Annotated in this window: 12 protein-coding genes and 2 other annotated features (1 of these 14 only partly in view); of the genes, 9 read left to right on the top strand and 3 right to left on the bottom strand. The window is 34.4% G+C overall.

Features of this window, described 5'->3' with window-relative positions; translation table 11 throughout:
- Nucleotides 1-146: 146 nt before the first annotated feature.
- From AC0NJG_RS14335 to AC0NJG_RS14320, 4 genes are all read left to right on the top strand, one after another.
- The gene (locus tag AC0NJG_RS14335) at nucleotides 147-1,358 is read left to right on the top strand and encodes an MFS transporter (protein WP_087952983.1); all 1,212 of its coding nucleotides are present in this window, start codon (nucleotides 147-149) and stop codon (nucleotides 1,356-1,358) included.
- Between the two features lie 10 nt (nucleotides 1,359-1,368).
- On the top strand, nucleotides 1,369-2,286 hold the full coding sequence (gene cysK, locus AC0NJG_RS14330; RefSeq protein ID WP_097852417.1) for a cysteine synthase A: 918 nt from the start codon (nucleotides 1,369-1,371) through the stop codon (nucleotides 2,284-2,286).
- 79 nt (nucleotides 2,287-2,365) lie between these two features.
- Entirely contained in the window at nucleotides 2,366-2,878 is a 513-nt protein-coding gene (locus AC0NJG_RS14325; RefSeq protein ID WP_474063167.1) for a GNAT family N-acetyltransferase, read from the top strand.
- Between the two features lie 93 nt (nucleotides 2,879-2,971).
- Entirely contained in the window at nucleotides 2,972-3,796 is an 825-nt protein-coding gene (locus tag AC0NJG_RS14320; RefSeq protein WP_087952980.1) for a DUF4037 domain-containing protein, read from the top strand.
- 37 nt (nucleotides 3,797-3,833) lie between these two features.
- Here the strand turns inward: AC0NJG_RS14320 and AC0NJG_RS14315 are convergent, their stop codons facing one another.
- Nucleotides 3,834-5,468, bottom strand: a complete 1,635-nt coding sequence (locus tag AC0NJG_RS14315; protein ID WP_474063166.1) for a putative polysaccharide biosynthesis protein — start codon at nucleotides 5,466-5,468, stop codon at nucleotides 3,834-3,836.
- A gap of 220 nt (nucleotides 5,469-5,688) precedes the next feature.
- Nucleotides 5,689-5,911, top strand: a binding site (T-box leader).
- 301 nt (nucleotides 5,912-6,212) lie between these two features.
- Between AC0NJG_RS14315 and AC0NJG_RS14310 the strand changes: the two genes are divergently transcribed.
- Entirely contained in the window at nucleotides 6,213-7,550 is a 1,338-nt protein-coding gene (locus AC0NJG_RS14310) for a sodium-dependent transporter (RefSeq protein ID WP_001088183.1), read from the top strand.
- A gap of 40 nt (nucleotides 7,551-7,590) precedes the next feature.
- On the opposite strand, the gene AC0NJG_RS14305 is transcribed toward AC0NJG_RS14310, so the two are convergent.
- A complete protein-coding gene (locus AC0NJG_RS14305) occupies nucleotides 7,591-8,295 on the bottom strand; it encodes a polysaccharide deacetylase family protein (RefSeq protein WP_474063165.1) in 705 nt (234 codons plus the stop codon).
- A gap of 326 nt (nucleotides 8,296-8,621) precedes the next feature.
- On the opposite strand from AC0NJG_RS14305, the gene AC0NJG_RS14300 reads away from it, so the two are divergent.
- The 4 genes from AC0NJG_RS14300 to AC0NJG_RS14285 all read left to right on the top strand — a co-directional run bounded on the left by AC0NJG_RS14300 (nucleotide 8,622) and on the right by AC0NJG_RS14285 (nucleotide 10,811).
- On the top strand, nucleotides 8,622-8,885 hold the full coding sequence (locus AC0NJG_RS14300; protein ID WP_087968132.1) for a CD3324 family protein: 264 nt from the start codon (nucleotides 8,622-8,624) through the stop codon (nucleotides 8,883-8,885).
- 160 nt (nucleotides 8,886-9,045) lie between these two features.
- Entirely contained in the window at nucleotides 9,046-9,732 is a 687-nt protein-coding gene (locus tag AC0NJG_RS14295; protein ID WP_474063164.1) for a DUF421 domain-containing protein, read from the top strand.
- A 110-nt stretch (nucleotides 9,733-9,842) separates the two neighbouring features.
- Nucleotides 9,843-10,484, top strand: a complete 642-nt coding sequence (locus tag AC0NJG_RS14290) for a FusB/FusC family EF-G-binding protein (protein WP_087952974.1) — start codon at nucleotides 9,843-9,845, stop codon at nucleotides 10,482-10,484.
- Between the two features lie 108 nt (nucleotides 10,485-10,592).
- Nucleotides 10,593-10,811 (top strand): hypothetical protein, encoded by a 219-nt coding sequence (locus AC0NJG_RS14285; RefSeq protein WP_087952973.1) that lies wholly within the window; start codon nucleotides 10,593-10,595, stop codon nucleotides 10,809-10,811.
- A gap of 127 nt (nucleotides 10,812-10,938) precedes the next feature.
- Here the strand turns inward: AC0NJG_RS14285 and msrA are convergent, their stop codons facing one another.
- The gene (gene msrA / locus AC0NJG_RS14280) at nucleotides 10,939-11,475 is read right to left on the bottom strand and encodes a peptide-methionine (S)-S-oxide reductase MsrA (RefSeq protein WP_143881010.1); all 537 of its coding nucleotides are present in this window, start codon (nucleotides 11,473-11,475) and stop codon (nucleotides 10,939-10,941) included.
- A 193-nt stretch (nucleotides 11,476-11,668) separates the two neighbouring features.
- Nucleotides 11,669-11,778 (top strand) — a binding site (T-box leader) (it continues 136 nt past the right edge of the window).

Raw genomic sequence — 11,778 nt, 5'->3', positions numbered from 1 at the left:
GCATATAGAAAAAATATATTATGTGAAAAGTGATATTTCTGGAAAAAGAAATGAAACCAGTATAGAATAGAAATGTTTCAAAAGTCAGAATTTATTACACCTACTGTAATAAATATATATTTTGTACAGGAAGGAGAGATTCATATATGCAGGCAGTTTCACAAAAAAACACAGTAGAAACACCGACAATATATCGAATATTATTTGCGATTAGCTTCGGTCATTTTTTAAATGATTCGATGCAAGCAGTTGTGCCCGCTTTATTTCCTATTTTGGAAAAAACGATGAATTTATCCTATATGCAAGTAGGGTGGATTGCGTTTGCATTAAATATGACGTCATCGATTATGCAGCCGGTTTTTGGTATGTATTCGGATAAGAAGCCGTCACCATTTTTATTACCGCTCGGTATGTTTTCAAGTATGCTCGGGATGATCGGACTTGCATTTGCACCGAATTTTATTATTGTTATTATTTCTGTTTTATTTATCGGATTAGGTTCCGCAGTCTTTCATCCAGAAGGTGCCCGAGTGGCTTATATGGCGTCCGGTGCAAAGCGGGGATTAGCGCAAGCGATTTATCAAGTGGGAGGAAATACAGGGAATTCTTTAGCTCCTATTTTTACAGCGTTAATTTTCGTTCCGCTCGGTCAAATTGGTTCTTTAGGTTTTACAGCCTTTGCAGCGGTAGGCATTGTATTATTAATTTTCGTATCAAATTGGTATAGAAATGAATTAGCAACTGGCGCTGTGAGAAGAAAAAAGAGGGCTGCGCTTGAGGCGGAACATGCGATTGTCAGTACACATATTAAATTTGTTATTTTACTTCTTGTTTTTCTTACTTTTGTACGCTCTTGGTACGGTGCTGGTATCGGGAATTTTTATCAATTTTATTTAATTGAGCATTACGGTTTATCGATAAAAAATGCTCAGTATTTCGTATTCGCATTTATGATTGCTGGTGTGTTAGGAACTTTCTTCGGTGGTCCATTAGCGGATCGATTTGGAAAGAAAACAATTATTGTATTTTCAATGCTAGGTTCAGCACCACTTGCACTTTTATTACCTCACGTTTCGCTCGTGTGGGTTGTACCGCTATTTTTATGTATCGGTTTTATTAGTTCAAGTAGTTTTAGTGTAATTGTTGTTTATGCGCAAGAGCTTGTTCCTGGAAAAGTAGGAATGGTATCAGGATTAATTGTAGGGCTTGCGTTTGGACTCGGTGCTTTAGGCTCTGTAGTTCTTGGGAAATTGGCTGATATATATAGTCTACAATTTATTATGTTACTATGTAGTTGTCTACCATTAATTGGACTTACTTCATGGTTATTACCAAGTGATAAGAAAACGATAGAATAGGGGATGCACTATGAAATTATGTGAAAATGTAACAGAATTAATAGGAGATACACCTGTCGTCCGATTATCTAAATTTATTCCAGAAGACGCAGCAGAAGTGTATGTAAAACTAGAAATGTTCAATCCATCGCGCAGTGTGAAAGACCGTGCTGCATACAATTTACTGCACGTTGCTGAAGAGAAAGGTCTCATAAAACCAGGAGATACAATTATTGAACCAACGAGTGGGAATACTGGGATTGGTTTAGCAATGAATGCAGCTGCTAAAGGATATAAAGCAATTTTAATTATGCCGGATAATATGTCTAAAGAAAGAATTAACTTATTGAAAGCATACGGGGCAGAGGTAGTTTTAACACCGGCAGAACAAAGAATGCCAGGAGCAATTGCGAAGGCGTTAGAACTACAAAAGCAAATTCCAAATAGTTTTATTCCCCAGCAATTTGAAAACCCAGCAAACCCGAATATTCACCGTTATACAACTGCACTTGAAATTTATGAACAAATGGATGGAGAGCTTGATGCTTTTGTTGCAACGGCAGGAACAGGCGGAACGATTACAGGGACTGGGGAAACGTTAAAAGAGAAACTACCAAACTTATATATTGCAGTAGTAGAACCAAAAGGATCACCTGTTTTATCAGGTGGTGTTCCGGGTCCTCATAAGCTAGTAGGAACAAGTCCAGGGTTTATCCCGAAAAACTTAAATACAGAAGTGTATAACGAAATTATTCAAATTGCAGACGAAGAGGCTTTAACGACGATGAGAAACTTAGCTAGACAAGAGGGATTATTAGTTGGGCCGTCTTCAGGCGCTTCTGTTTACGCAGCGATTATGATTGCAAAACGATTAGGCGCTGGTAAAAAAGTTTTATGTATTGCACCTGATACAGGTGAGCGTTATTTGAGTATGGGATTATTTGAATGAAAAGGATAAAAACACCGTACTCGTGAAATTGTTACGAGTACGGTGTTTGTTTTAGGTTGTAAAGAGGGGGAGAATAAAAATGAAACTATTAAAACCAACACATGAATATAGTGGAGAAATTATGGAATATAAACATGCGTTTTTACAATCAGGAGAACAACCACATGGCAGTAGTTCTTTACAAAATTTTGATTCTCTCGATGAATGGTTTGAAAAAGTGAATATACAAGAACTTGGGGAAAACTTAAAAGCTAATCGAGTACCATCTAGTCAATTTTTAAGCTTTGAAAAAGGGGAACTTATAGGTTTTGTGAATATTAGACATCGATTAAACGAAGAATTATTGCGGGAAAGTGGTCATATTGGATATAGTGTACATCCAAATAAACGTCGTCAAGGTTACGCGATAAAACAATTGAAACTCGCATTATATGAAGCGCAAAAGTTAGGATTGCAGAAAGTGTTAATAACTTGCTATAAAGCTAATATTGCTTCGGCTAAAACGATTCAAAAGGTTGGCGGTGTGCTAGAAAATGAAGTAGTTTCTTCTCATACTGGGGGAATTGTTCAGCGTTATTGGGTAGAAATATGATTTAGTGGAACATTGAACAGGGAATACAATGCATAATATCGAAATAGATAAATGAAAAGTTAAATGCGTACTGCAATTATAGGGGGAAATGAAGTGGAATTAAAAGAGAAAGCAATAGAAATGTCGGAGATTTATAGGCAAAATCCGAAAGTGGAGGCTATTATTTTAGCTGGTTCAGTAGCTAGAAAGCTAGAAGATGAACATTCAGATATAGAACTACATATTTTATGGTCAATGCCACCAGAGGATGAGGATCGTAAAGGGCCTATTAATTATATTGGTGGAACAATTTTGTCATACCATCCTTACGAGGAAGAAGAATGGTCGGAAACATATTTGACGAAAGAAGGAATTAAATTAGAGATTAGTAACTTTTTAACAGAAACAGTAGAGAAAGTTATTGAGGATGTGGTGGTTCAATATGATATTAGTTATGAAAAACAATGTATCGTATCATCCGTGCATGACGGAGTTAGTTTGTATGGGGAAGAGAAAGTAAATGAATTAAAAGATAGGGTGATGGCATATCCAGAAGACCTAGCGAAACGGATGATTTCAGAAAATCTTTGGTTAAGTAATCGCTGGCATAATCGAGAGGCACTTTTAAAACGAAAAGACTGGCTTATGCTATATGATGTTATTTGTGAAGCACAAAGAAATATATTTGGGGTCTTATTTGGTTTGAATAAAATGTATGTACATCACCCGGCGTTTAAATGGATGCCATATAATGTGGAAAGAATGATTATTAAGCCTGAAAACTTATATGAGCGTATGGCGAATACGTTAATAGGGAAACCGGAGTATAGTATACAGGAGTTAGAAGTGTTAATCGAGGAGCTATTACAGTTAGTAGAACACCATGCTCCGGAATTACATATTGCTGAACAGCAAAAGCGTATTCAATATGCGAAATAAAAAAAAAGAGATGTAACCCTTGTTACATCTCTTTTTTTTATTTTACTAATTTCCCCAGTATAGGTAAGCGTTGAATTCTATCACCGAGAATATGTGAAGCAAGTCCACTAGTTAATACGAATAAAAGGTAAACAAGTCCTCCTACAGCGCCGCATATAACAACAATGAGAAGTGATTCGATATAAGATTGTCCAGGAATTAACCATGTTAAAATTGCTTTTAATGCAATTACAACAGCAGACATTGCTGCTGAGTAAATTGTAATAAGAAATACTGTTTTTGCTGTCTCACCAATTTTAAATTTCGCAAACTTAACGATGCAGTACAACATAATACTATTTGAAACGAGGTATCCAAGAATAGTTCCAAATACAGCGCCGTGTCCACCAAATAAATGTAAAAGTGGTGTATTTACTACAACTTTAACGAGAATACTGACTGAGAAAGCAATCATCGTTTTTCTTTGATAATCGATTCCTTGTAAAATAGCTGCTGAAACTGTGAAAATCGCACTTAATATAGCAGACGGTGCAAATGAAATTAAATATTGTGATCCACCAAGTGCAATTTCAGGATTTACATAAACCATGCGGAATGCATCGTAAGCGATACTAGCAAGACCAAATGCAGCCGGGATAGTGAAGAATAACAAGACTTGAAATATCTTTGAAATTTGTTCTTGTAATTCTTCTAATTTCCCGCTTGTATAAGATTTCGTTATAGCCGGAATGATTGTTAAAGAGAATCCAGTTGCAAGTGAAGCTGGAATCATAATTAACTTTTGGGCATAGTTCGTTATATAAGCGAAAACTGCATTTGCTGTTTCTAACGGCTCTCCCATCGCTCTAAGGACATCAGCTACAGTATATTGATCTACTAACGTGTAAAGTGGAATTGCGATGCCGACAAATACAATTGGGATTGCATAACGAAGTAATTCTATATAAATATTTTTTAATGGGATATGGGATGCTCTTGATTTTAATTCACCTTCGGGAGGTTTTAACCCATTATATTTTTTCCAGTACATCATTAAAATAGAGACGCTTGCAAGTGCTCCAATAACAGCGCCAAACGTAGCGACTGCAACAGAAGAAGCTACGGAACCGCCTAATAGTTTTGAGACGATGAAGCTACCAACTAAAATGAAAACAACACGTGCAATTTGTTCCACAACTTGAGAAACAGCACTTGGTTTCATATGTTGAAATCCTTGGAAATAACCACGTGTAACACTCATAGCTGGTACGATAATAAGTGCAAAACTTAATGCTCTCATCGTAAGTGTTACGTCAGCGATAAATTGTGGATCTGGTGTTTTCGAGCGAATAATAAATTGTGATATGTACGGTGCTCCAATAAATAAAATTAAAAATCCTAAAAAGCCCATAAACAACATTAATTTTACACTAGAGTGATATAATTTTTTGCTTGTACTATAATCACCAAACGCATTATGCTTTGCAACAAATTTGGAGACGGCAATAGGAATACCCGCTGTTGAAAAGCTTAATAAAATACCGTACCAAGAGTATGCATATCCATATAAAGCAACCCCTTGCGTTCCAACTAGTAATTGAAAAGGGAAGAAGTATATAAAACCTAATATACGTGAAATCATTGTGGCCCCGCTTAATAAAGCAGTTCCTTTTAAAACTTTTGACGTAGACAAAATTCTTTCCTCCTACTCTTGCTGTCTTGCATTCATCGTATACTACTATAAACCTGCTAGGGAAGTTAATACAGTATAAACCATAAATGTTCTAATACTATTCATTTAAAAGTCATATTTTGAATTTTTAAATAGAATGTAATACATAAAAATTCAAAATATAAGTTGACACTATTTTTAATGTATGATAAAAATGATAGTAATCAATTCGGAAAATAATATTTGGGCAATGAAAGGGTATAGTAGTGAATATCTCCCTATTTCAGAGAGCTGATGGTTGGTGTGAATCAGTATATAGATTATTCATGAAGTTCGTCCTGGAGCATCTTTCATAAATCTCACATTATGAGGAAATGAAAGACGGTAGTTTATACCGTTATCAAATAAAGTGGTGAAGATTGTTTCACAACTAGGGTGGTACCGCGATATTTATCGTCCCTACGTATTTACGTAGGGACGTTTTTTATTTAAGTCCTAACTTTGTTGTATCTTCATAACTAGGGTGGTACCGCGATATTTTATCGTCCCTACGTATTTGCGTAGGGGCGTTTTTTATTTAGGTCCTAACTTTGTTGTATCTTCATAACTAGGGTGGTACCGCGATATTTTTGTCGTCCCTACGTATTTACGTAGGGGCGTTTTTTATTAGTAGGGAGGAAGTGAACGTATTAGGAAAGAGTGGGGATAGAACAATATAAATACCGAATTGTAAAACAGAAAAAGATAAAGAGAGGAGATTAACAAATGAATTCACAGCAATGGACATCGAAATTAGGTTTCGTATTAGCTGCAGCAGGTTCAGCGATTGGTCTAGGGGCAATTTGGAAGTTCCCGTACATGGCCGGAATTGGAGGGGGCGGCGCGTTCTTCCTTATTTTCATCGGTTTCACATTATTAATTGGCTTACCGCTATTATTAGCTGAATTTGTTATCGGAAGAAGTACACAAAAAGAGGCCGTTGATGCGTATAGAGAAATCGCACCAAAAACACTATGGCCATGGTTAGGGAAATTAGGGATTGTAACATGTTTCATATTACTTTCTTTCTACAGTGTTGTAGGAGGCTGGATTTTATTATATTTATGGAATGCAATTACAGGTAGACTATGGGAAGGGAATGGCGCATACGAAGCTACGTTTGGTGAAATCATTTCCAATCCGTATTTAGCAGTTGGCTCACAGCTATTATTCATCCTTATTACTATTTTTATCGTAAGTAAAGGTGTACAAAATGGTGTTGAAAAAGTAAATAAATATTTCATGCCAGCACTATTCGTTTTATTCTTTGTATTAATCGTTCGTGCACTTACATTAGATGGTGCCGGAGAAGGAGTTCGTTTCTTCTTACAACCTGATTTCTCACATGTAACATCAGAAGTTATTTTATATGCGATGGGACAATCGTTCTTCTCACTATCAGTCGGAGTAGCAGTAATGGTAACGTATAGCTCATACTTACCGAAAGAGGAAAGTTTACCGCGTTCAGCATTTTCTATCGTAGCTTTAACGCTTGTGATTACATTACTTGCAGGACTTGCAATTTTCCCAGTAGTGTTCGCATTTGGAATGGAACCATCTCAAGGACCGGGACTATTATTTATCGTATTGCCAGCTATTTTCAGTAAAATGGCATTTGGAAAATTATTCTTCATTGTTTTCTTATTACTATTCTTCTTTGCTACTATTACATCAGCCATTTCGATGTTAGAAATTAGCGTGGCATCTTTAACTGCAAAAGGTAAAGGAAAACGTGAAAAAATGGCGTTAATCGTAGGATTACTAATCTTCGTTGTGGGAGTACCATCAGCATTGTCATTTGGTATATTAAGCGATCTGAAGATTTTCGGAAAGACAGTCTTTGATTTAGCAGATTATGCAGTTAGTAACGTACTCATGCCACTTGGTGTTTTATTAGTTTCTATCTTCGTTCCTTTAAAAATGAAGAAAGATGTATTAATGAAAGAGCTTGGTGTAAGTAAAAATAAAGGCTATAAATTGTTCGTATTATGGTTATTCTTACTTCGCTTTATCGCTCCAATTGCGATTATTATCGTATTTTTAAATGTACTTGGCATTATTTAAACAGAAAGGTAGCCTATCATACAATGATACGCTACCTTTCTTATTTTACTCTTTTTTGCAGTTCGTTTACTGTTACGAACTGATAGCCATTCTTAGATAAAGAGTCTAAAATGCCTTCAATGGTCTGTAAACTTTCATTAGACTCATCATACATAGAGTGCAGTAAAATGATAGAACCTGGTTTTACATTTTTATTAACATATTCAATTTTATCAGCAGCAGATTTATAAAAAGTATCAGGTTCAAGGTCCCAGGTGATTGTTTCGATATTGTTTTTATTTAAATAATAGGGCAGACCAATTAGCTTTTTCCCGTTAGGTGGTCTAAAATCAATTGCGCCTGTAAATCCTATTTGGCGGATTAATGCATTCGTTTTTTCTATTTCTTCTTTAATAAAAGAAGGTGTTTTAAAAACCATTCTGTTATGAGAATATGTATGGTTTCCAATTTGGTGTCCAGATTGTACGATAGATTCTCCTAACGATAGGTTTTTCTCCAATTCATTTCCAATTAAAAAGAAAGTAGCTTTTGCATTGTATGTATCTAGTAGCGGTAATATTTGTTTTACATTGTTAGTAGGGCCATCATCAAAAGTTAAAGCAATCACCTTTTCATTTGTTTCTACTCGATTTGTTAAATCTCCAAATAATTGAAAGCTTCTTGCATTCATCAATTTGTATGTTCCGAATAATGCTACAGTAATAATGAATATTGTAACGATTGTAATGATTTTTTTCTTCTTCATAACGCGACCTCACTATAGTTTTTGATTGGACTAAAAAGTATTATATCAAACTAAGTAATTTCATGCTTTAAAAAGGATGTGGATGCAAGGGGAAGGGATTTATCATATAATGTAATGAAAAAGGTATATTAGGAGGTGTTTACATGGCGATTATAATTCAATTGCCGGACACTGCAGCGTCTCATGCAAAGCCAAGTATGGAAATGGCGATACTTTGCGTGAGGTAGACAAGTAATATACAATCGCCTAAATGAGCTCGTATCATTTTTTATATTTGGCTTTGCACCTTATTGAAATGAACCATAAAAAATAAGGGGCGAGCAGAAATGAAATACGTTAAAGCAGCGACGGTTTTACCAGAAAGTTTAATTGTTGAAATTCAAAAGTATATACAAGGTGAAACAATATACATTCCAAAACAAGAAACAAAACGTTATAAATGGGGTACACGATCTGGAGGAAGAAAACAGTTAGATGAAAGAAATAAAGCGATTAAAGAAGCATTTAAAAGTGGGATTTCGGTTCATCAACTTGCAGAGGAGTATTTTCTTTCCGGAGAAACGATTAAAAAAATAGTGTATTCTAAATGAAGATAAAAGAGTCTAGTTCAAATATTATTTTGAACTAGACTCTTTTTGCTTTGTATGTACGGGATATATTGTGTATAAATGGACAAGATAATAGAAAAAATGTGCCGTTTTTTTACTAGAATATAGAGCATTTGAGTGAAAAGCAGAAAGGTGAGCATATATGAATCATTTAGGACAAATAACGATAGAACTATTTTTTGGTTTTTTTGTGCTATTGATTGCTACTAAAATATTAGGGAAGACACAAATATCTCAGTTAACGCCATTTGATTTTATTTCTGCCATTGTTCTCGGAGAATTAGTCGGAAATACTATATATGATCCGGAAATAAAAGTATGGTCTATTTTATATGCAGTACTTGTATGGGTAGTGTTAATCTATTCAATAGAAGTGATAACACAAAAATTTAGAGGGACGAGAAGTTTTTTTGAAGGCTCCCCTTCTATCATTATCCGTAATGGAAAGATTGACCGAGAACAATTAAGTTCAAATCATTTGGATATTAATCAATTACAACAAATGCTTAGACAACAAAAAGATATTTTTTCAATTCGAGAAGTTGAATATATGATATTGGAACCTAACGGAAACATAAGTGTTCTGAAAAAGAGCGAATATGAATCTCCTACTATAAATGATTTAAGTTTAAAACATAAGCCTGTATATTTACCAATTTCATTAATTAGTGACGGAAAAGTAGTGAAAGATAATTTGAGAGAAGCTGGTTTTGATGAAGGATGGCTGTATAAGCAAATAAAACAAAAGGGGATAACTAAGTTTGAAGACGTATTATATGCGGAATGGAAAACAGATGATGGCTTCTTTTGTCAGGAAATGCAGCGGTAGAGAATAAGTGATGTATGTAATGTTTGTTTCTAAGTTATCTTTTACATATCAAAAAACGTAATCATTGTATACAATAAAACTAGATCAACAATTTGTATGGAGTGATAAAGATGGAAGCTTTTATTAGAAGTGATCAATACAATTTTATAAAATCACAAGCGTATATTTTAGCGAATGGGCATGCAACGGCAAATGATAGAGGTGTCATTCAAGCGTTAAAATCATTAGCAATTGAAAAAATAATACATGTATTTGAGAATTTAACGGATGAACAGAAAGAGTTAATTGATACGGTATTAACAGTTCAAAATAGAGAAGATGCAGAATCATTTTTAACGAAAATAAATCCGTATGTGATTCCGTTTCAGGAAGTTACAGCGCAAACATTAAAAAAATTATTTCCTAAAGTGAAAAAGTTGAAACTTCCTGATATGGAAGAATTGGATATGAAAGAACTATCTTATTTAAGCTGGATTGATAAAGGGTCAAGCAGGAAATTTATTATAGCGAAAAATGATAAAAATAAGTTTGTTGGTCTGCAAGGAACGTTCCAAAGTTTAAATAAAAAAAGCATTTGTTCATTATGTCATGGACATGAAGAAGTTGGGATGTTTTTAGTTGAAATTAAAGGTGATATACCAGGAACTTTCGTTAAAAAGGGAAACTATATTTGCAAAGATGGTGTAGCTTGTAATCAGAATATGAAGTCACTTGATAAATTACATGATTTTATTGAGCGATTAAAGAAATAAAATGGAAGACCTCTAGTACTTAAACTGGAGGTCTTTTATTTTGAGAATGGTAATAGATTTCCTTTTTGAGAGATATAATTTATAAATACAACATAGGAGAGCTGAAAAATGCTTAAAAAGTTTTTGCTTTCTTTACCGGATGTTTTACTTGTATGCATTGTTATCTACATAACATACACAACTACTCTTAGTTTTGTACAGATGTTAGTAATTTCAATTGCAATCGTTGGTGGTCTTGTTATAAGGATTTGTAAAGATGTATTCACGTATATAAGGTGGACAATGAAATTGAATATGTTGAATAGCTATAAGGAGAAAATAAAATGACTAATAAAAAGAATAAAGCTAAAAATGAGATAATACTTTGGACATTAACAGCTTTTGTTTTTATCGTTGTATGGTATTTTTATCAAAAATAAAAAGGCATCGTACTAAAAAGCACGATGCCTTTTTATTATTTTTTTTGCCAATTTTCTTTTATAAAGTCTTCACGGCCAGATTCCTTTTGCTCAGTAGCGTATTTTTCTGGGTTCTTTTTATAGAAATGTTGATGGTATTCCTCGGCTTCATAAAAAGGTGCAGCCGGGCGAATTTCAGTTACGATTGGCTCTTTAAACATACCGCTTTCTGCAAGAGCTTGTTTTGATTTTTCAGCAAGCTCTTTTTGTATTTCAGTATGATAAAAAATAGCGGTGCGATAAGATGGACCACGGTCAAAAAATTGTCCGCCATCATCAGTTGGATCGATTTGTGGCCAGTATAAATCTAGTAATTTTTTATATGGAAAAATAGAAGGGTCGAATGCAATTTGTACGACTTCTAAATGACCAGATGTACCAGCTTTAACTTGTTCATATGTTGGATTTTCTACATGACCACCTGCATAGCCGGAAAGTACTTTATGAATACCAGGAAGTTCATCAAATGGCTTTACCATGCACCAAAAGCAACCGCCTGCAAAGGTTGCGAGTTCGTATGTTTTTTCGGACATTGCTGTAATCCTCCTAAATATATATGTTTTATATAGTATTATACAAAACGTTTTATTACGCAATAAAAAAGATTCGAAAATATATGTATTATTAAAAATATTTTCTGAAAACATGTTGACAATGAAAAGAACAACGTCCTATAATACGTGTAACAAATAAAAGTGAATTAAGAATTTTCTAACTTTATATATTGCATATGCAAAGAAGAGGAAAGTAGATGATTATGATCGTTTCAGAGAGCTGCTCCTAGGCTGTGAGGGTAGTAACAATCGAATCATTGAAGATCACCTCGGAGCATCGCT

It is taken from the genome of Bacillus sp. SSR7, assembly GCF_055902415.1.
Note: the sequence above shows the minus strand (reverse complement) of the source record. Positions and strands in the feature narration are given on the sequence as shown.